Annotated in this window: 15 protein-coding genes; 2 read left to right on the top strand and 13 right to left on the bottom strand. The window is 33.9% G+C overall.

Features of this window, described 5'->3' with window-relative positions; translation table 11 throughout:
* Positions 1-84: 84 nt before the first annotated feature.
* The 5 genes from BXU11_RS15075 to uvrA all read right to left on the bottom strand — a co-directional run bounded on the left by BXU11_RS15075 (position 85) and on the right by uvrA (position 10,160).
* On the bottom strand, positions 85-2,493 hold the full coding sequence (locus BXU11_RS15075) for a thiamine pyrophosphate-dependent enzyme (protein WP_078213146.1): 2,409 nt from the start codon (positions 2,491-2,493) through the stop codon (positions 85-87).
* A gap of 188 nt (positions 2,494-2,681) precedes the next feature.
* The gene (locus tag BXU11_RS15070) at positions 2,682-5,510 is read right to left on the bottom strand and encodes an aminopeptidase (protein WP_223253744.1); all 2,829 of its coding nucleotides are present in this window, start codon (positions 5,508-5,510) and stop codon (positions 2,682-2,684) included.
* A 319-nt stretch (positions 5,511-5,829) separates the two neighbouring features.
* Positions 5,830-6,558 (bottom strand): TIGR00730 family Rossman fold protein, encoded by a 729-nt coding sequence (locus BXU11_RS15065; protein ID WP_078213145.1) that lies wholly within the window; start codon positions 6,556-6,558, stop codon positions 5,830-5,832.
* Between the two features lie 169 nt (positions 6,559-6,727).
* Positions 6,728-7,264, bottom strand: a complete 537-nt coding sequence (locus BXU11_RS15060; protein ID WP_078213144.1) for a hypothetical protein — start codon at positions 7,262-7,264, stop codon at positions 6,728-6,730.
* 64 nt (positions 7,265-7,328) lie between these two features.
* Positions 7,329-10,160 carry an excinuclease ABC subunit UvrA gene (gene uvrA / locus BXU11_RS15055; RefSeq protein ID WP_078213143.1) on the bottom strand — a complete coding sequence of 944 codons (2,832 nt, stop codon included), beginning with the start codon at positions 10,158-10,160 and terminating at the stop codon, positions 7,329-7,331.
* A 213-nt stretch (positions 10,161-10,373) separates the two neighbouring features.
* Here uvrA and BXU11_RS15050 point away from each other — a divergent pair, with 213 nt between their 5' ends.
* Positions 10,374-10,622 carry a DUF4160 domain-containing protein gene (locus BXU11_RS15050; RefSeq protein WP_078213142.1) on the top strand — a complete coding sequence of 83 codons (249 nt, stop codon included), beginning with the start codon at positions 10,374-10,376 and terminating at the stop codon, positions 10,620-10,622.
* Positions 10,623-10,629: 7 nt separating this feature from the next.
* Entirely contained in the window at positions 10,630-10,914 is a 285-nt protein-coding gene (locus BXU11_RS15045) for a DUF2442 domain-containing protein (RefSeq protein WP_078213141.1), read from the top strand.
* Between the two features lie 102 nt (positions 10,915-11,016).
* Here BXU11_RS15045 and BXU11_RS15040 read toward each other — a convergent pair whose 3' ends face one another.
* From BXU11_RS15040 to BXU11_RS15010, 8 genes are all read right to left on the bottom strand, one after another.
* Positions 11,017-11,271, bottom strand: a complete 255-nt coding sequence (locus BXU11_RS15040) for a hypothetical protein (protein ID WP_078213140.1) — start codon at positions 11,269-11,271, stop codon at positions 11,017-11,019.
* Between the two features lie 27 nt (positions 11,272-11,298).
* Positions 11,299-12,414, bottom strand: coding sequence for a GTPase (locus BXU11_RS15035; protein ID WP_078213139.1), 1,116 nt, complete (start codon positions 12,412-12,414; stop codon positions 11,299-11,301).
* A 180-nt stretch (positions 12,415-12,594) separates the two neighbouring features.
* Positions 12,595-13,359 (bottom strand): sensor histidine kinase, encoded by a 765-nt coding sequence (locus BXU11_RS18135; protein ID WP_223253743.1) that lies wholly within the window; start codon positions 13,357-13,359, stop codon positions 12,595-12,597.
* Between the two features lie 123 nt (positions 13,360-13,482).
* Positions 13,483-15,522: a two-component regulator propeller domain-containing protein gene (locus BXU11_RS15030; RefSeq protein ID WP_223253747.1), complete on the bottom strand. Its 2,040-nt coding sequence runs from the start codon at positions 15,520-15,522 to the stop codon at positions 13,483-13,485.
* Entirely contained in the window at positions 15,506-16,255 is a 750-nt protein-coding gene (locus BXU11_RS15025) for a LytTR family DNA-binding domain-containing protein (RefSeq protein ID WP_078213138.1), read from the bottom strand. The genes BXU11_RS15030 and BXU11_RS15025 overlap by 17 nt, the downstream gene beginning before the upstream one ends.
* 94 nt (positions 16,256-16,349) lie before the next feature.
* Positions 16,350-17,303: a Fic family protein gene (locus BXU11_RS15020; RefSeq protein ID WP_078213137.1), complete on the bottom strand. Its 954-nt coding sequence runs from the start codon at positions 17,301-17,303 to the stop codon at positions 16,350-16,352.
* A gap of 113 nt (positions 17,304-17,416) precedes the next feature.
* The gene (locus BXU11_RS15015; RefSeq protein WP_078213136.1) at positions 17,417-20,497 is read right to left on the bottom strand and encodes a hypothetical protein; all 3,081 of its coding nucleotides are present in this window, start codon (positions 20,495-20,497) and stop codon (positions 17,417-17,419) included.
* Positions 20,498-20,560: 63 nt separating this feature from the next.
* Positions 20,561-21,298, bottom strand: a complete 738-nt coding sequence (locus tag BXU11_RS15010) for a hypothetical protein (RefSeq protein WP_024980898.1) — start codon at positions 21,296-21,298, stop codon at positions 20,561-20,563.
* Between the last annotated feature and the right edge of the window lie 63 nt (positions 21,299-21,361).

The following is a 21,361-nucleotide window of genomic DNA, read 5'->3' as shown; positions in this document are numbered from 1 at the left end:
AATGCCTCACAAAACGTTTGTTTTTTTTAAAAATAAAAATGCCGTTTCTTAGTGGAAACGGCAGTAGTTATAAGTGATCGTTTTTTAGTACAAACTAGGAAATTTTGCTGGATTACTTTCGTGCATCATGCTATACACTTTTTCGATAATATCTTCTGCAGATGGTTTTGAAAAATAATCTCCATCGGTTCCGTAAGCAGGACGATGTGCTTTGGCTGTAAGCGTTTCTGGTTTGCTATCCAGATATTTATAACCATCTTGGATTTCAATGATTTGTTGCAATAAATATGCGGAAGCTCCTCCAGGAAGGTCTTCATCAATTACTAGTAAACGGTTGGTTTTTGCTAAACTCTTTACTATGTCATGATTAATATCAAAAGGTAGTAAGGATTGGATATCAATGATTTCGCAATTGATTCCCATTTCCAGCAGTTCATTGGCTGCTTGTTGTACCAATCGTAAAGTGGAACCGTAAGACACTAAAGTAATGTCGGTACCTTCTTTTAAAGTTTCTGTTACTCCAATTGGAGTTTTGAATTCGCCATAATTAGTTGGAGCCACTTCTTTTAATCGGTAGCCGTTTAAACATTCAATGACTAATGCGGGTTCGTCACATTCCAAAAGCGCATTGTAAAATCCTGCAGCTTGAGTCATATTTCTAGGAACCAATACATGCATGCCTCGCAATGCGTTTATGATCATTCCCATTGGAGATCCCGAATGCCAAATTCCTTCCAAACGGTGGCCGCGTGTTCTGACAATTAAAGGGGCTTTTTGTTTGCCTACGGTTCTGTATTGTAAAGTGGCCAAATCGTCACTCATGATTTGGATAGCATACAATAAATAATCTAAATATTGAATTTCAGCAATTGGACGTAAACCTCTTAAGGCCATTCCAATCCCTTGTCCAAGTATCGTAGCTTCTCGAATTCCGGTATCGGCAACACGTAATTCTCCATATTTTTCTTGCATGCCTTCTAGACCCTGATTGACATCACCAATCGCTCCTGCATCTTCTCCGAAAATTAAAACGTCAGAATGTTTGCTAAACAAGGCGTCAAAATTGTCACGAAGAATCATTCGTCCGTCGGTGTCGGCTTTTGCATTTTCATTAAAAGTAGGAGAGACCTTTTGAATGGAATGAATATTAAATTCGGATTCAGAATGAAGATTACTACTGAATTTTGGCTGTGTTTTTTGAATGTATGCTGTAATCCATTCCGATACTTCTTGATGTCCTTTTTGATTGATCAATAATCGTAACGATTTACGAGCAGCAATTAAAATTTCTTTCTTTAAAGGGTTTTTAATTGCTTTAAGTTCTGCTATGTTTTTGCTGATGAACTCTTTGTTGGTGCTGGTTGCAGCATAGATCTCTAATAAGGTAATTAACTCTTTTTGCTCATTGATAATGGGTTGAATAAAGTTGTTCCAAGCTTGTTTTTTTGCTTCAAGAACTTCTTTTTTGCACTCACTTTCAATGCTGTCTAATTCCTCTGGCGAAGCCATGTTGACGGCAATCATCCAAAGACGCATTTGACGCAAACAGTCATATTCTCTTTCCCAAGCCAAACGATCACTGTCTTTGTAACGTTCGTGTGATCCCGAGGTGGAATGCCCTTGTGGTTGGGTAAGTTGTTGTACGTGGATTAAAACTGGGACATGTTGTTCACGGGCTATAGCGGCTGCTTTTTCGTAGGTTGCGATCAATTCAGCATAATCCCATCCTTTTACTCTGAAAATTTCGTAGCCTTTGCCGTTTTCATCTCTTTGGTATCCTTTTAGAATTTCAGAAATGTTTTCTTTTGTAGTTTGATGCTTGGCGTGTACAGAAATTCCATATTCGTCATCCCAAACACTCATGACCATCGGCACTTGTAAAACACCGGCAGCATTGATGGTTTCGAAAAATAAACCTTCGGAGGTGCTGGCATTACCAATTGTTCCCCAAGCAATTTCATTTCCATTTATTGAAAAATTAGCGGCGTTTGTAATACCAGAAACGTTTCTGTAAATTTTAGAAGCTTGGGCCAATCCTAATAATCTAGGCATTTGTCCGGCAGTGGGAGAAATATCAGCACTTGAATTTTTCTGTTGTGTTAGGTTTTTCCAAGAACCATCTTCGTTTAAGCTATGGGTAACAAAATGGCCTCCCATTTGTCTTCCGGCTGACATTGGGTCAAAATCAAGATCGGTGTGACCATATAGTCCTGCAAAGAATTGTACAGGTGTTAAGGCATCAATGGCCATCATAAAGGTTTGATCTCGGTAATAGCCTGACCTAAAATCCCCGTTTTTAAAAGCTTTGGCCATGGCCAATTGAGGAACTTCTTTACCATCCCCAAAAATCCCAAATTTAGCTTTTCCCGTTAATACTTCTTTGCGTCCTAAAAGACTGCATTCACGACTAGTTACGGCTAATTTATAATCTGATATAACTTCTGTTTTAAAATCTTCAAAAGTTAACGTAGAGTTGTGTTGTTCTTTTACCATGATCTTGATAGATAGTAATTTTATGCAAACTTACTTAAAAACAAGTGATTTTCATAATTCGTTATATAAAATAAAATTAAATTATTTTCAATCAAAATGCTTTATTTATAGGTTAGTTTTGTTAAATTATGTTATAAATTATTAAAATATTGAAAATTACGCATATTTTGTTCTGTTTTTAAACGTTTTTAAAACCATTTTCTTGTAAATAGATTAATGAGTTTACTTGGGTCAAATGTAACAACAAAGCGAATTTTCTGATTATAATTTTCTTGTGCTACTTCCCATCCATTGTTGGAATACATAGGGAAAAAAAGTTCAAAATAATCGGGTACCAGGTTCAATCTGATCCCGCTATCATACACAAATTGAGCATTATTTCCTTTATTTTTTATGAAACCGACATCGCCATAGCATTCAATCCAATTCCAAATACTAAAACTGGCATTGCAACTGCTGAGCCATTGATTTGCGTAAGGAGTACTTAATTTTGATTTAAATCCGCCCTCAGCCATAATAAATTGTCGGCTAAAAAAACCGGTACTTTCAGATCGACCATAATAGTTGTAATCAAATAAATAATCGGTAGGCCGATCTAGAGCAAAGCTAAAGAAATCTGAACTTCTTGATGTGTTGTATAAAAAATGTCCTGCATAGAAACGCAAATTAATTTGGCGATTATTTCGGAACAGTTTTCGATATTCAATCTCGATGGATGTTTTTCCAAACGCTCCGGAGAGTTGTAAATCTGTATTGAAACTTAGATGGTTCGTAATTTCTGTTTTTGAATTAATGTATCGAGCATTAAAAACAGAATAGTTGAGTAAGGAATTGTCATTTACAATGTCACTTTTTTCGCGTTCGACCATCACATGGCGCAGAACAATCAATTGTTTGCGGTTGTCTCTAATATCTTGATTTCTAATTTGCATTTGTATCATCGGATTCAATCGCAAATAGGTTGCATCTGGAGCATAATGAAAATAGGATGCGCCCAATGAATAACGAACATTATACAAACGGCTATCCCGATACCATTGATTTACAGTAAAAAAACCTGAACCTGAAAAATTTTTGGCTTTTATGGAGTACATTGGACTAAAATCAAAAGTAAATGGTTTGTTTAAAATGGTTTTGTTGTGTAAACGGATGCCAGGCGAAAAACCATCATATACATTGAAACCTAAAACCGGAGTATATAAAACTTGGTTGTAATAGGGGTCTTCTAGGTCTTTTAAAAACACAAATTTTATAGGTCGGTTGTTCGGAAAAAAACCGTCTAGTTTTTTCCAGTTATTTCTCAAGTTGAATTCTGGAACTTCGTTTTTATAGTTGATAATGATTTTCTCGGCATCATTGCTATGAACCGTATATAATGAATCTGGATTTTTAGCCACATCTATCCATTTTTTGAAAACTACACTACCATTTTTTAGTCCATAAATGGGTATAGGAACATGAATATTTGTTTTACTTTTTAGAGCAAACCTAAGGCTATCTTTGGATTTAATGACGGTTTCAAACTTGTAGTCAATTAATTTTCTGGAGTCTATTAAGGTGTCAAAAAACCAATCTAAAGGTTGCTTAGCATGTTCCGTTAGGATTGCTTTTAAATCAGTAGTGGAAGTTTGTTGTTTTTTATTTAGTGCCATAAAATCAGTTATGGCGTTAAACACTATTTGATTATTAAGATAAGCATCTAGATATCGAAAGCTCAGACCAGCTCTGTATTTATTAGCGATTTGTTCATTAAATTTAATCAAGCTGTTTTTGGAATTACTCAAGGGCTGATCCAAGTTTTTTCGAGCCATGAGCATGTAAAAATAGCTGTATTGTTCATTGAAATCTAAATTGACTAGATGATAACTTTTTAATAATTTGATACTGCCAATAGATCCTAGCATTTTACTTTCCGAATGATACAAGTCAACATACTGCATCATGCTATAAATTTGAATGGCATCAATGATCCAATGATCTTTTCGGGGATCTAAACGTAAGCTGTTTTTGAGATAGTTGTTCAAAAACGTCTTTAAAAACTGTAACTCAAAAATAAATTTATTGCTGAAGGGACTTAAAAATGAAGGCAGTTGATTGAGACCATAAAAAGGATTGTGGTCATAATCGGTTTGAGATACCGTAATCTTTTCTTCGGATAACGTGCCAAGTTGAGAACGTGCAAAATTGGCAATTTGATCAATTATTATAGCCTTTTGAATGGGATCTATTTGGTAATCTTTTAGGTTCGTTTGAATTTCTAAAAAATCATTTTTATAGCTAACAAAACTATTTTTGGTTTCGATATACAAGTTGAAAGTACTTCGGTCTTTACCTTGTAAAGTATAGGTTGTTGCATTAGTGTCAGATGTTTCTTGCGTAATGTTCAGGTCTGAAGTTATGGCAAAATGCAAAGGTACTTTTAACTCAATTGTACAATTGGATAACGCATTGGCAATATCTTCGAGGTCATAATTGCTATTGGTGATAAATTGATGATTTTCGTACCGTGCAGGCATTAAAAACCAATCTTTTAACACCATTTTTTTAGCCGTGTATCCAATTCCAGTAAAGCGTTCATTAGGGATTTTGACCGAATAAAAGAGTTTAAAATTTATAGTTTCATTGGGAAGCAAAGGATGTTCTAAAAAGAGTTCAACTAAGTCTGGATGTTTTGCTAATCGTTTCCAAGTGAGCGCTTGATTTGTTTCGTTTTGAATAATTAAATTTTTTGTACTACCATATTCTTCTTTGTTTGCTAAATGAAAACCGCGGTAAAACTCATCCGAAAAGCGACCTGCTAACGGGGTGTTTACTCCCGAATAGGCATGGTTCCAATCGTTTAAAGTAATACTTTTTAGGGTGTCTTGACTACTATTTACAAAATCAATTTGTTGCTCAACATAAATTGATTTTTCTGTCCAATTTACCGCAGCTTTCAGTTGTATTTGATGCTGTGCTCTTATCAATGCTGATAAAAAAAACAGAAAAACACTAAGAATAATGGTAAAATAACGCATCAATTTTGTGGTGGTTTGGTGGTAGACAATAGGGCTAAAGTTGGTAATAGTTCAAAAAAAAGCGGATTTGAATGTTAATATAGCATTCAACCAATCTAAGTAAATTTGTTGAATTAAATTAGTTGTTGTGCGTCAATAAAGTTAATGCTATTCTTTCAAAAAACTATTTAAAAATAACTCAAACGATCTATTAATTGATGTTATTAAAAGAAAAAATAAAATTTCTTACAGCAATTTTTAAAGCATTGTCATTTAAGATAGTAAGTCCAAAAGGGTATGATAAAAAGCAAAACTGCCTATCAAAGGCAGTTTTGTAACTTTAGAAATTCGGACTTAAATCGTATTTCTTATAAAATTTATCCAACACATCTAGCACTTCGTCTTCTGTATCAACGATTTTAAACAAGTTCAAATCGTCTTCGCTAACAGTGTGTTCTCTTTCAACCAAAACACTTTTGACCCAGTCAATTAAGCCTGACCAAAATTGAGTACCTACTAAAATGATTGGGAATTTGCCAATTTTTTTGGTCTGAATTAAAGTAATCGCTTCAAACAATTCATCCATGGTGCCAAAACCACCAGGCATGACAACAAATCCTTGTGAGTATTTTACAAACATCACTTTGCGCACGAAGAAATAGTCAAAATTCAGGTTCTTATCGTGGTCAATATAAGGATTGAAATGTTGTTCAAACGGCAATTCTATATTCAATCCAACCGAAGTTCCTCCACCTAAATGAGCGCCTTTGTTTCCTGCCTCCATAATTCCAGGGCCACCGCCAGTAATTACACCATAGCCCGCTTTACTGATTTTGTAAGCAATTTTTTCAGCCAGCAAATAATAAGGTGTATTGGGTTTTAAACGTGCCGAACCAAAAATAGAGACACAGGGTCCAATGCGACTCATGGTTTCGTACCCGTTAACGAATTCGGACATAATTTTGAAAATTGCCCAGCTATCATTCGTACGAATTTCATTCCACGTTTTTCGTTTCAATTTGTCTTGAATTACTTTGTCTTCGTCGTTATCAAAATCTTCTAATTTCATAATTTTTAATTTTAGCTATTTTTTTACTTCGTTTGGCCGCTTGGCGATGTGGCGGATTAGGGAAGCCTAAACTTTCGGTTAATAACCGAACTTTCAGACACAAAACCAACTTTAAATTAAGACTAAACCCGCCATATTGCCAAACGGCGGTTGGCAGATGGCTTTTTGCTTAATTTTTAAATACGTTATCAGGTATTTTATCTTTAAATTGTTTTTGGTAATATATAAATTCGCTTGAATTTTTAATTGGATAATTTAACAAAATAAAACTATTTTTAAAATTTCCATTTTCATAAATGACCAAGAAATCGTTTTTTAAATCTGGTTTATCATCAGGAATTTCCACAAAGATATTTTCATAATAACTATTTTCTAAAGTGTCATTATTTATTATATAAGTATATTTTATAGAATTTCCTGGATTTCCTTTGTAATCTTTCATATTAGCCACAAAATATTCTAAGATTTTACCTTTAGTAAGAGAATAATTTGTGTAAATTCTTTTATATTCTGTGTCGCTTTTAAGTCGGTCATAGATTAAGAATATTGTACCAAAAGATATTAAACATATTAGTATTTTTAATTCCAATGTCATTTTGTTACTCTTAATTATTATTCTGCCACTAAAAAAAACTACTACAATTAAAAATAAGATTGTCGAAATTGTTTTGCTTTCTAGATTTTTAATAAATTCTATAATTTCCATTATGTTTCTTTTGGATTCTCCTCTTCTTTTAAGCTTTCTGCCAACCCCTCCAAAGAAGGGGAATTTAAACCAATTCTTTCTTTAAAAAATGACCAGTATAACTCTTTTTTACTTTAATGATTTCCTCAGGTGTGCCTTTGGCTACGAGCTGTCCGCCACCTTTTCCGCCTTCTGGACCAATATCAATGATGTAATCTGCGAGTTTTATAACGTCCATATTGTGTTCGATAATCAAAACGGTATTGCCTTTATCCACCAATCGATTAATCACATCCATCAACACCCGAATATCCTCAAAATGCAAACCAGTTGTAGGCTCGTCTAAAATATAGAAAGTATTTCCTGTATCTTTTTTAGATAATTCTCCTGCTAGTTTAATACGTTGCGCCTCACCACCAGAAAGCGTGGTACTTTGTTGTCCTAAAGTGATATAACCCAAACCAACATCTTGCAAGGTTTTGACTTTTCTATATATTTTTGGGATATTTTCAAAAAACGGTACCGCTTCATCAATCGTCATATCTAACACATCCGAAATCGATTTGCCTTTGTAGCGAATTTCAAGGGTTTCTCTATTAAAACGTTTTCCCTGACAGCTTTCGCATTCTACATACACATCGGGTAAAAAGTTCATTTCGATAGTTCGAACCCCTGAACCTTCGCAGGTTTCGCAACGACCACCTTTTACATTAAAACTAAAGCGTCCCGCTTTGTAGCCCCGAATCATACTTTCTGAAGTCATCGTAAACAAATTACGAATTTCGGTAAAAACCTCAGTGTAAGTCGCAGGATTAGAACGCGGTGTTCTTCCAATTGGACTTTGGTCAATATCAATTACTTTATCGATATGTTCCAAACCTTCAATCTTTTTATAAGGTTGTGGTTTTTTGACTCCGTTAAAATAATAAGCATTCAGAATAGGGTAGAGGGTCTCGTTGATTAAGGTAGATTTTCCACTTCCCGAAACGCCTGTTACACAAATCATTTGCCCTAACGGAATTTCTATAGAAACATTTTTTAGATTGTTTCCAGTTGCTCCAGTTAGTTTTAGAAATTTTCCATTGCCAGTTCGGCGTTTTTCTGGAATGTCAAATTTCATTTTTCCATTCAAATACTGTGCAGTTATAGTATTGGATGCTAAGGTTTCTTGTGGGGTTCCAATGCTAATGATTTCTCCGCCATATTTTCCCGCTTTTGGACCAATATCAATTACATAATCGGCACGTTCAATCATGTCTTTGTCGTGCTCAACGACCAAAACCGAATTGCCAATATCACGCAATTGCTCTAGCGAATGAATTAGTTTTTCATTGTCTCTTTGATGTAAACCAATGCTCGGTTCGTCTAAAATATAAAGCACACCTACCAATTGCGAACCAATTTGGGTAGCCAAACGAATACGTTGTGCTTCACCACCAGAAAGTGATTTTGAGCTTCGGCTTAACGCCAAATAATTTAACCCAACATTCATCAAAAACGCTAATCTATCTTTAATTTCTTTGATGACTTCTGTTGCAATTCGTTTTTGTTTGTCTGTCAAATGATTTTCTAAATCCAAAAACCAAGCGGTCAATTCTGAAATGTCCATAGTACACAATTCAGAAATATTCTTTTCGTTTACTCTAAAATAATTAGCTTCCTTTTTAAGGCGAGAGCCCTCGCAAACCGGACAAGCAATTTCGTCCATAAATTCTTTAGCCCAACGCTTGATAGCAGTAGAACCACTTTCGTCGTGTTGGTTTTTGATGAAATGCGAAATACCTTCAAAATCAATTTTGTACTCTCTCGTAACGCCCAAATCTTTAGATTGAACTGCGAATTTTTCTTTGCCACCATTCAAAATCATTTCCATAGCTTCAGCTGGAATTTTTTCGATGGGGTCCGTTATTTTAAAATTAAATTTTTCGCCAATAGTTTCCAATTGCTTAAAAATCCAAGACGACTTATATTCTCCAAGCGGAGCAAAGCCACCAGCTTTGATGGACAACTTTGGATTGGGAATGATTTTTTTGGTATTGATTTCATTAATAGTTCCTAATCCATTGCAGTGTTCGCAAGCTCCTTTGGGTGAGTTGAAAGAAAACAAATTGGGTTCAGGATTTTGATATGAAATTCCAGTAGTGGGGCACATCAAATTACGGCTAAAATAACGTACCTCATTGGTGTCTTGATCCAAAATCATCAATACATTTTCACCGTGATGCATAGCAGTATTGATACTTTCGGACAAACGTTTTTGTATGTCATCAGAAGTATCAACTACAATTCTATCCACTACAATTTCTATATCGTGTGTTTTGTAACGGTCGAGTTTCATTCCGGGAGTAATGTCTACAATTTCGCCATTAACTCTTACTTTTAGAAAACCTTGTTTGGTAATTTGTTGGAAGAGTTCGGCATAATGTCCTTTTCTCGCTCGAATGATTGGAGCTAAAATATTGATTCTTTTTCCATTAAAATCCTGAATGATTAATTCTTTGATTTGCTCATCAGAGTAGGAAACCATTTTTTCTCCCGTATTATAACTGTAGGCATCAGCACCACGCGCATATAACAAACGTAAGAAATCGTATATTTCAGTAATTGTTCCCACGGTAGAACGCGGGCTTTTGCTAGTCGTTTTTTGTTCAATAGCAATCACAGGCGAAAGACCATCGATTTTATCAACATCAGGGCGTTCCAATCCTCCTAAAAATTGTCGGGCATAAGCTGAAAAGGTTTCTACATAGCGGCGTTGTCCTTCGGCATAAATAGTATCGAAAGCCAAGGAAGATTTTCCCGAACCCGAAAGCCCTGTTATGACTACGAGTTTTTCTCTAGGAATAGCAATGTCGATGTTTTTTAGGTTGTGAACACGTGCACCTTGAACTTCAATCGTATTATTTGTATCTAGCATAATTTTTGCAAAAAAGCAAAGTTACCATTTTGATTACTACTTTTGATAGAACAGTATGGAAGATTGTGTTAAAAAGGATGCATTAATTTTAATGGAATTTATCAAATTGCAACGATATTGATTGTAACTTTGAATTATGTGAGTAATGATATTAATTCAGTATAAATAACAATTCTGCATAAATATTCCTAACTTTGTGAAAAGTAAAAAGATATGCCAGAGATAAGCCGTTTTTATGGAATAATCATTTATATGTTTTTTAATGACCATAATCCTCCTCATTTTAAAGTGAAATACGGAGAATTTGAAGCTAATATTTTGATAGAAAGTGGTAATTTATTGAATGGAGATTTACCAATTAGTAAAATGAAATTAGTTCAGGCTTGGGCTGAAATTCATAAAGACGAGCTTTTAGAAATGTGGAATTCTAAAGAGTTCCATAAAGTAGCACCTTTAAAATAGGTTAGATATGTTCAAAGTGAAAAAAATAATAGAAGTAACGCCATATTCTATCGTATGTGAATTGAATAATGGCATTTTAAAGAAATTAGATATTTTGCCTCTGATAGAAAAACATTCTAATTTTCAAGGGATAGATCAACTAAAAAATAAGGCTACTTTTGAAAGCGTAGCAATAGGCGATATGGGAGAGATTTTTTGGAAAAATATAATCACTACTTCAAATAATGAAAAATGGAATTATGATATTTCTCCAGAATTTATTTTTCATAATGGAATAACAATAGATTCATAGAAATTGGAAAATCTTGTTGTAAAATCAAAAAAAACGCTAATTTTGGTTAGCGTTTTTTTGTGAGTTGAATAATTTTTTGAATTTAGAATGAGTTGTATTATGCTATTCCCCCATACCTCCTAACATCTGGAATATTCCAACGACCCAAATCAGTGGTTTCCATAGCACTATGTAAGCGACAAAAGTAAGGATACCGAAAACTGACCAAAACCAAAAACCTCCATCATGCGTAAAAACAGGAAACCAATTGTTTAGCAGTATAAATATCCCAAAGGGAATAGCTACCAATCCAGCTAAAATCCAAACTATACATTTTATTAAAAACACGATTATATCTAATATTAGTTGAAATAGCATAATACAAAATTTAGAGATTAATAATAGTTATTTTATAATTTCTGCTTCACTTTTGATTAAAATTTCTTTTGCAAAATCGTGCGATTCATCTATTAAATCAGAACCAAAACTATTTGCCATTTTGTATCCAATTCCCGCAGCTGCAATTTGCCCTACAAATGGAATGTACTTCAATACTTCTTTAGATCCAATATTTAATGACAATCTTTTTAATAACAATATGATTCCTTCTTTTGCAATAAACTTAGCAGCATATTGACCAGCTTTTGCCTTTATAGCGGTAAGATTGGCTGAATTCCCCATCCTTTTTGATAATACATCAATGCTCTTTTCATCTAATCCATAAATACTTTCAATTTCTTTAGACATCGCCATCAAAATTGCAACATCTAAACCAATATCTAAACCAGGAATTGGATTGATTCCATTTGCAGCGGCTGAATATGCACCATAAGCGACAGCCTTTTTTGCAATAACACTTTTTTCTTCTAAAATTTGTTCATTCAAAGGTGCAACATCACACATAAAACTTTGCTTTTTTATTCCTGTTAAATTATGCTCAATGTCGATTAATAATATTGATAAATCCATTTTTAAAGGCTCTCTTGACGAAGTCAAGTAAATACCTTTAACTGGAATATTATCGATATTACTTTTAAGGTCATTTTTTACTTTTTCATATACTTCATATTCGGTTAAGTTATCATCGAACTTTCCGTTTATGATAGATTCATCCATTTTTGTTCGAACCACATAAACGGGTCTTCCAATTCTAATCATTTCTTTTATTAACCAAATATCATTTTCATAAAAACGATTTGCAGTTACAACAATTACGGCGTCAAAATTTTCTAGATTGCAATGTTCTAAATATGTTTTTACTGGGAATTTTTCAGTTCCACATCCTGGTAAATCAGAGAAATGAATACCGTTACTAGTATATTTTTTAATTTGTAAAGTAGTTTCTGTTATTCCTACATCTGCTACTTTTTTGCCAACAATTGCGTTAATTAATGATGATTTTCCAGCTCCACTTTGTCCAGAAATAGCAATATTTACAGTTGTATTTTTTATTGCATCATATTCGTTTTTTAAATTTTCGATAAATTCTGAAATTCCTTTCTTTGCTGATTTTACTTCCATTTTTATTCTAATTTATTTTGGTTAGTATCCAAATCTAAAAAGATAAAAAACAATAAAAAAACCCAAAAATGTGATTCGGGTTTCTATCCTGTAAAATGGGTATTCTGAGCTATAATTTATTTTTGGGTTAAATAATTAATAGGATAGTTACAGTAGTTCCGTTTTTTGAAAAATCAATTTTTATGGGGCAAAATTGGTGGGTTGCATAATTTGCAGGCGTTCTTTGGCTATTGCAATCCCTTTGGAAATATGTGTTTTTGTGGTTTTTGTATTGCCTTTTCCGTTGTCAGAAATTACGATTTGTAAAAGTTTTTTTTCAAGCAAAATAAACTCGATTTTAAAAGCTGGATTTGGATAATCTGCATCAAAAGCGTGTTTGAAAATGTTTTCCACAAAAGGCTGTAGTAACATTGTTGGAATTTTAGTTTCTGCTGTATCTATGGGATCATCAACTAGTATTTCATATTGAATACGATTATCAAATCGCTGATTCTCTATGGCAATATAAGTCTCTAAATACTCGATTTCGTCCTCGATTGTGATGGTTTGTTTAGCCGAATTGTCCAATGTTTGTCGCATCAAACTTGCGACTTCACTAATATAAATAGCTGAATTATGAGCATCTTTATTAAAAACAAAACTCTGAATTGTGTTTAAAGCATTGAATGTAAAATGCGGATTCATTTGGCTCAATAAGGCTTCTAGTTTTGCTTTAGCAATTTGATTTTCGGTCTCGGCTTTTTGTTTGGTTCGCTTTTTTATTCTTAGAATTATAAAAGTAGCACTAAAAATCAATAGGATTCCAACTAAAGAATAAAACCACCCTGTTTTCCAAAAAGGAGGTTGAATTTTGATTTTTAAAACATCGAAACGAGTCGTTTTTCCTGCATTCAAATCTAAAGCTTCAATTTCTAAATGATAGGTGTCATTGGGCAAATAGGACAAATAAACAAAAGGTTTATCGGAATATGGACTCCAACGATTTGTTTTGTTTAATCGGTATCTGAATTTTAGTTTGTTGGGAAACAGATGCCCTTTTGGTATAAAATCTAAAGCGAAGGTGTTGTGTTAATAATCACAAATTAATTGGTCAGAATCATAGGAAAACCATTTGTATTTAGTTTGATGTATAGGAATCGAATTGATGGCAATGGCTCGGATTTCGATAGAAGAAACGGTGTTTTTTTTCGTTGTAAGTTTGTCTAAGTTCAAAGTGTAAAAACCTTTTTTGGTACCAAGAAATAATTGGTCCTGCCAAATGTGTGAACTGGTAATAACACAATCTTTTAATCCTTGCTCTTTATCAAATAATTGAACGATTCCGTCGTGATAGATGTTGATGCCTTTTTCGGTACCAATAAAAATGAAATCCTTGTAACTTTCAAGAAAGGTGGTGGTATTGCCAATAATCTGGTTTTTCGGAATGGTTTTTAGTATTCGAAAGGAATTGGAATCATCAATTATGGTAACAGTTCCAAATTCTGAAGCAATGATAAGGTTGCCTTTTTGGTTTTTGGTTATGAATTTAAGCTTATTTTCTTTCCAAAGCTTGTCGTGTAGTAACGATTGGAATTTCTGTTTTTGATGAACAAATAATCCTTGAAATACCGATATTAAATAGGTTTTGTTGTTAGTATTTAAAATTCCAACAATGTCTACAGGAGTTTTTTTATCAAATTCTGAAAAGTGTTTCGCTTTCATTCGATACACATCTTCATAAACGCGAGTACCTGCATAAGGAATAGTTTCTATGAATTTATCATCAGTGGTAAATCCGATTTTATAACTGTGTATGGGAATGTAATTAACGATTTTACCTTCAAAATTCATTTCGAAAACACCTATATTGCTACTAATCCAGAAAGACTTTTGATGTTTTAGAATTTCATAAAACTCGATTTCAGGTGCTGGAATCTTATAATTTAGTTCATAAAATCCATCTTCGTGTCTAGGGAGCTTTAGTTTTGATTTTTTTATAAATTGTAATTCAAACTTTTTGAAATCAGTTAAAGAAATTGTTCTTGAAATAGAATTATCAGGATTCAAAAATGCAATTCCATCTTGATGAAGTACTAATTTTTTAGCGCCTAAAGTTTCAAAATCTACAATTGCTTTGTTGTTAAATGGATTATAATCAATGGTTTTGTCCAATTGAATTTCGTAAATCCCTTGGTCCTTTGAGCCAACGTAAAGAATGTCTTTTTTGGAACTATAAACCACATTCAACAAGTTTTTGGATTCAATTCCGTATTGTGTTGAAATATTGGATATTTGATTATTGGTAATCGAGTAAAGTCCGCCACTCAAATCAAAAACACCCCAAGCAGCTATGTAAAGGTTATTTTTTTTGTCTTTTGCAAAATCCCAAACGATGGTTTTTCCAATTTTTTTGGAAGTAGCTTTTCCTTTAATTAATTCTTGAATATTAAAACTGTCGATAAATCCTTTATTTCCGCTAAATAGGGTATTATCATAAAATCCTAAACTATAGGTAAATTGAAATTCATGAATAGGTTCGATAACGGGAATGTTGTTTTTGTAAGCAATCTTAAAGAGGCCTTCGTTTATCGTTGAAAAATAAACTTCATTGTGATAAATAAAAAAATCGGAAACCAAGAATACACCAAAATGGGGTTTTATCCCTTTTGGAACACTAAGTCTATTGGTGTGAATATCGATTATAACCACACCCAATTCTGTGCCTACAAAAATATTGTTTTTATATGCCAATATTTTGCGACATCTATCCACAGGCAATCCATTTTTTTTATTAAATAACCTAAAATTTTTACCGTCAAATTTATAGACTCCACCACCATAGCTAGCAAACCACATTGCTCCACTTTTGTCCTGTGTAATGTCCCAACAACTATTGTTTGTGTAGTTTTTTGGAAGTACTAGATTAGTAAATGCTCCATTTTCTAATTTTGAAATTCCGTTCTCCGTGCCAATCCATAAGTCTTGGTTTTTATCTAAATATAGAGACCTAACAGCATTGTTGGGCAAACCATCAGCTGTGGTGTAGTTTTTTGAAGGCTTGAATTGAGCAAAAAAAGGAAATATTAAAAAAAATAAAAAGAGAGATAAAATTTTAGTTTGAAAGTGCATCAATTAATTCTTTTTTTTTGAATTTTCTATCGGAAACTTTAATGATACGGCCATTATTCATTTTTAAATTAAAATCTTTACCATTAAAGGATTCCACCATTTTTTTATTGATTATGGCACTACTGCTTACACTCAAGAAAATGGATGCAGGTAGTAATTGAATCATTTTATTTATTGGCTTTGAAATAATAATATTTCCTTTGGTTGTTTCAATTTTGCATTTACCTGTGCCATTTCCAGTTTCGCAACTGATGATATCAGTAACAGTCAAAACTTTAAAACCATCTTTGTCAGGAATGACTAATGTTGTTCTTTCACCCTTCAAATTGTTTTTTAAGATGGCTAATTGATTAATGCTATTTTCTAAGGCTACTTTCTTTTCAAAGTATTCTACAATTGATTTAATATTTAGAGGATTAATAGGTTTCATTAAATAATTTAGTGCGCTGATTTCAATGGCTCTTGTATACTGATTGTCGTGACCCGTCACAAAAACAATTTCAAAAGGTACTATTGTAAAATGATTCAATAATTCAAAGCCATTTTTTTCTGGCATATCAATATCTAAAAAAACTAAATCAGGTTGGTGTTTTTCGATAGAAAGAATTGCAGCGTCAACAGAATGGCATAAGTCTAATATCTGTATTTTATTATCGCTATAGATTTTGCAAAAACTATGAATTAGCTCTCTGGATTTATAATCATCATCAATAATGATTGCTTTTATTAACATATAACACGAATAATGATTAGAATAATTTTATGCAATATAACTTTTTAAGTAATATTTTAGAAAGTTTTTCTTAAGAAAGCGCCAACTTTTTGGGTTAGCGCTTTCTTTTTCTGGAGCTGATATAGGCTTCAATGGCCTCTTTGGTGGTATACCAATTTCGTCCTTCTTTGTAGGCGTCTATTTTTCCCGTTCGAGCTAATAAACTAACATATTCTTGTCCGTAAGGGCTGCTTGGTTCACTAATAATAGTAGCTATTGTCTGAAAGTCGTTGTTGCTATCAGGCATAGCATTAAGGTAAATATTCAAACTTCGTTCCAATGCTTGACTCATCAAAAGTATTAGTTTTTGATAGTTACCATTGTTGGCTTGATTGAGGGCTTCATAGTATTTTTTTCTATCGTTTTTGAGGATAATAGCTGGTGGAAAACCACATCGCATCAATAGCAAATTCATACTCAAACGAACGGTTCTTCCATTGCCATCAAAAAAAGGATGAATCCAAACTAATTTGTGATGAAAGATAGTTGCCAACTCAATATCGTTGAGATTTAAAGGGTTGGTGTTAATGAAGTCAATCAATTCATCTAGTAAATCAGAAACTTTGTTTGCATTAGGAGGAACAAAATTAGCCCCAGAGATACGAACACCTCCATTACGTAATCTGCCTGCGAAATCATCTTCAATCGAGCGTAATACCAAACCGTGTAACGATAATATATCAATACTTCGTAATACATAGTTATCATTGATTATCGAAAAAAGGTAATCAATGGCTTTATCGTGGTTGTGTGCTTCAAAATGTTCTCTCAAGGAAATCCCTTTAATAGTAATTCCTTCTTGCAAGACCATTTGTGTTTCTCTAAGTGTTAAGGTGTTTCCTTCTATACTATTGGAATTGTAGGTCCATTCTATAGATAAACTTTCTTTGATTTTATTCAAAGCGATAGTAGGCAAGGGTCTGCTATTTTGCAAATCTTGCTTTTTTTGGTACAATCTTTCAAAAGTTGATTGAAATTCTTCGCGATATCCTAAATCTATTTTCCACATAACCTCACAAAAGTACAACTAATATCGGATAAATAAAAATATTTACATATCCGATAATAAAAAAAACGCTAACCGAAGTTAGCGTTTTTACTGATTTGGTTTTGAAAATTTAATTATTCTGCTACAAACTCTGCATACGTTTTTAGAGAAAATGGAATATTTTGTTCTTTGGCTTGTTTCAAATAAGTGGCTTCGTTTTTAGTTTTGATAGTTTTAAATTCTTTCATTTCATTATCAAAACGTTGTAGGATAGCTTCTTTATTCTCTAATTGAGAGGGCGAAGGAGCCGTGAAATTCCCAGCGATAGAAGCATAAAGCGCACCTAATTTTTCTCTCAATTGTGGTTCTGCCGAAGCTACGTAGCCATCACCAGTAGTAACTACCATTTTAGCTTTTACAGTCTCAAAATCGTTTTTGATTTTTGTACCACTTTTTGCAAAACCTTTATTTTTAGCGATCAATTGATCTAGTAATTTAACGGTTTCATCAATTTCATACACTGCGTAAGCTAGTTCTTCATTTTTGTTGAACAACTCTCGTGTAGTTTCTTTTTGTTTGGCTCTATCGGATAATGAAATACTACTTTTTGGGTCATTCAATACCTTAAAAGCATGCGTAAAGGTTTCTTTTCCTTTTGTTAATACTACCTTGTAATTTCCTTCTTGAACGCGTGGTGAAGTAAATCCTGCAAAGGATAAGGTTTTGGCAGCAGCAATTTTTGGGTTTTTCATGTTGTAATCCCAAGTTACTACATTAATCCCTTTTTGTTTACCAGCAGGCAAACTAATAATTTTATTGCCTTGTTCGTCTTGAATTTCAAGGTCCATTTTTCCTAAAGTATGTCTCTTTTTCAGGTAGTAGATAATCTGTGCACTTGTGTATGGATTACTGCCCACAAATTCCAATTCTGTAGCCGTAGAACCAAAGCTTGATTGTTCTTCGATAACAGCAGGTTTCAATGTAAAGAAATGAACGTCTTTAGCCAGAATGTCTTGTGTAATTTGGCGCAATGGCGTAATATCATCTAATACAATAACACCACGTCCATGTGTTGCCATAACCAACGAATTAGTTTTGGTACTCAATTCCATATAATGTACTGCAACTGATGGCATTTTGTTAGTAAAATGAGACCAGTTAGCTCCTCCATCAATTGTGATATACAATCCTTTTTCGGTTCCTAAAAACAATAAGTTTTCATTGGTAAAATCTTCTTGAATGTTACGCACAAAACCATCGATATCAGGCGTAATGATGGATTTCCAAGTTTTACCAAAGTCAGTTGTTTTGTAGGCGTAAGGTGTGTAATCATTCTTGGCATGGCCTTCAAAAACAGCATAAGCGTTTCCTTCACCAAACGTACTAGCTTCAATGTGGTAGCACCAAGTGTTTTTTGGAAGTCCAGTGATATTAGCCACTACATTGGTCCATGTTTTTCCACCATCTTTTGTTACTTGTACATTACCATCATCGGTTCCTGCCCAAATTACTTTTTCGTTCAGAGGAGATTCTGCGATGGTAAAAATGGTACAATGTTGTTCTGCACCAGAATTGTCAACAGATAATCCACCTGATTTTGTAGTGTCCATTTTTAATGGATCTTTGGTGGTTAAATCCGGAGAGATTTTGGTCCATGTAAGCCCCATATCTTCTGATTTGTGAACGTATTGACTTCCCATATAAAAACGATCGGGTTGTTTTTTACTAATTTCCATTGGTGCATTCCAATTGAAACGCAATTTTGGATCGCCTTTTACTGCCAAAGGTTGAATTGTAATTAATTCTTGTGTATCTGTGTTGTAACGCCAAACATTTTCAGCTCCTTGCATTTCGCTGTAAATAATGTTCTTTGTTGGATGTTTGATCACCCTAAAGCCATCACCTTGACCAATTCTTGTCCAGTCTCTAGACTCTATTCCTCCGGGACTTTTTGACGGACCATACCAAGAACCATTGTCTTGTAAACCTCCATAAACGTTGAATGGTTCTTTGTCATCAATACTAACATGGTAAAACTGTGACACAGGTAAATTGCTGACCATTTCCATAGTGTTTCCGCCATCCCAGCTTCTGTATACACCACCGTCAGTAGCACAATACATTCTGTTACTGTCATTATTGTCAAAAGTAATATCGTGAATATCAGAGTGCATGTAGCCAAGATTTTTAAAGGTTTTTCCACCATCTCTACTAATAGAACCATTTAATCCGCCTTTCACTACGATATCTGCGTTTTTTGGATCAATGGTAATTCTTGAAAAGTAAAAAGGACGTACAACCAATCCAAAATCACTATTCAAGTGTTTCCAGCTAGCTCCAGCGTCATCAGAACGATACAATCCGTTCAATTCCGCTTTTTCGGTTTCTAAAACGGAATATAAAATGTTGGAATTTGAAGGAGCTACAGCAATAGCTATTCGACCTAATTGTCCAGTAGGGAATCCGTTGTGAATTTTGTTCCAAGTTTTACCGCCATCGGTTGTTTTGTACAAAGCAGATTTAGTGCCTCCTGAGCTGAATGACCAACCCGTTCTTCGGAATTCCCAAAAAGAAGCATACATAATATTGCTATTTTTAGGGTCAATAATCAAGTCGGAGCAGCCTGTTTTGTTGTCTACAAAAAACACTTTATTCCAAGTAGTTCCACCATCAGTTGTTTTGTAAATACCTCTTTCATCACTATCACCCCATAATGCGCCAAGAACACCAGCCCAAACAATATCGCTGTTCTTTGGATCTACAATGATGGAACTAATACGGTCTGATTTTGGCAAGCCCATATTTTTCCAGTTTTGTCCGCCATCGGTAGATTTGTATATCCCATCTCCCATAGAAACACTATTTCTAGTCCACGTTTCTCCAGTTCCGACCCAAATGTTTTGGTCAGGTTTTGAAGGATCAATAGCCACACATCCTATGGATTGAATGTGATCATCGAATACCGAATTAAACGAAGCACCCCCATCGTTACTTTTCCAAACACCACCACCGGCTGTTCCTGCAAAAACAATTTTATTGTTTGTTGGATGCATTTCTATATCTGTAATTCTTCCGCTCATTAAAGCAGGTCCAAGGTGTCTGGCCTGCATGTCGCCAAACAATTCTTTACCTTTAAGTACTATTTTATCTTGTGCTAGTACACTGCTCGCTGATAGTATTCCTATGCAAGCAAGCCAAAGGGTGGTTTTTTTCATAAAGTTAAAAGTTAAAAAAAGTCCTTATCAAACAATAAGGACTCTGGGTTAGTATTTTTTAGTTTATTGCGCTGGGAAAGCATATGCTTTTGCATCAACTGAAGGGTTTAAAATCACTTTTTTAACGGTCATAGTTTGGCCACCTTGGTTCATTGCAAAAGGAAAGTAAATGCCATCCACTTCTTGATAGTCGCTCATGGTCGAAATTGATTTTTGACCTTTTGCAGGACCTTGTTTAATTTCAGTTTCGGTAGCGATAGGTAAATTATTATCGGTATCAAAATAGTAGTAAGTTACATCGTCTGTTTTAACGCCATCTACCATAATTGGTTTTTTGGTAAATTTGATTTTGAAGCATTCTGTTCCTTCTTTGGTCTCTTTACCCATTAATTCTACAGTATATCCTTTAGATTTGTAATCCAAAAAAGGATCCGGAAAATCGCCATTGCTTAATTTTGTATTAGCGGTGGTTTCTGCATCTGCTTTTTCAGCTTTCATGGTCATAAAATTGGTACTCCAAACATTTTCTCCATCCGAAGCAATTTGAGTAATTTCTTTCCCTTGAAGATTGAATTTTAAATACATTTTTCCTCCAGCTTCTTGAACAAGTTCTACCGGAATTTCCATTCCTTGTGCGTTAGCAGCTATTTCCATTTTGACACCTTTTAGTGCTTTTAGCTTTTCGGCACCACCGATAGTAGTAATGTATTTAGAAACAATTTCATCTGCAGTTTGAGCGATTAGTGAAGTGCCACTTGTTAAAAGGAACAATGCTAATGCAGTTAATTTTAAGGTTTTCATAAGTGTATAGTTTTAATGGTTTGAATTTTAGTTGTTAGTAGGCTTGATTTTGATTTTGTTACA

Source organism: Flavobacterium sp. LM5, from assembly GCF_002017945.1.
Lineage (GTDB): Bacteria > Bacteroidota > Bacteroidia > Flavobacteriales > Flavobacteriaceae > Flavobacterium > Flavobacterium succinicans.
The sequence above is the reverse complement of the archived record's forward strand: the minus strand, read 5'-3'. Positions and strand labels throughout refer to the sequence as shown.

Coding starts and splice junctions, on each gene's coding strand:
- BXU11_RS15030 (WP_223253747.1), bottom strand. CDS start 15,522: ATGCACTTTCAAACTAAAATTTTATCTCTCTTTTTATTTTTTTTAATA.
- uvrA (WP_078213143.1), bottom strand. CDS start 10,160: ATGCTAGATACAAATAATACGATTGAAGTTCAAGGTGCACGTGTTCAC.
- BXU11_RS15040 (WP_078213140.1), bottom strand. CDS start 11,271: ATGCTATTTCAACTAATATTAGATATAATCGTGTTTTTAATAAAATGT.
- BXU11_RS15050 (WP_078213142.1), top strand. CDS start 10,374: ATGCCAGAGATAAGCCGTTTTTATGGAATAATCATTTATATGTTTTTT.
- BXU11_RS15075 (WP_078213146.1), bottom strand. CDS start 2,493: ATGGTAAAAGAACAACACAACTCTACGTTAACTTTTGAAGATTTTAAA.
- BXU11_RS15065 (WP_078213145.1), bottom strand. CDS start 6,558: ATGAAATTAGAAGATTTTGATAACGACGAAGACAAAGTAATTCAAGAC.
- BXU11_RS15010 (WP_024980898.1), bottom strand. CDS start 21,298: ATGAAAACCTTAAAATTAACTGCATTAGCATTGTTCCTTTTAACAAGT.
- BXU11_RS15045 (WP_078213141.1), top strand. CDS start 10,630: ATGTTCAAAGTGAAAAAAATAATAGAAGTAACGCCATATTCTATCGTA.
- BXU11_RS15060 (WP_078213144.1), bottom strand. CDS start 7,264: ATGGAAATTATAGAATTTATTAAAAATCTAGAAAGCAAAACAATTTCG.
- BXU11_RS15020 (WP_078213137.1), bottom strand. CDS start 17,303: ATGTGGAAAATAGATTTAGGATATCGCGAAGAATTTCAATCAACTTTT.
- BXU11_RS15025 (WP_078213138.1), bottom strand. CDS start 16,255: ATGTTAATAAAAGCAATCATTATTGATGATGATTATAAATCCAGAGAG.
- BXU11_RS15070 (WP_223253744.1), bottom strand. CDS start 5,510: ATGCGTTATTTTACCATTATTCTTAGTGTTTTTCTGTTTTTTTTATCA.
- BXU11_RS15035 (WP_078213139.1), bottom strand. CDS start 12,414: ATGGAAGTAAAATCAGCAAAGAAAGGAATTTCAGAATTTATCGAAAAT.
- BXU11_RS15015 (WP_078213136.1), bottom strand. CDS start 20,497: ATGAAAAAAACCACCCTTTGGCTTGCTTGCATAGGAATACTATCAGCG.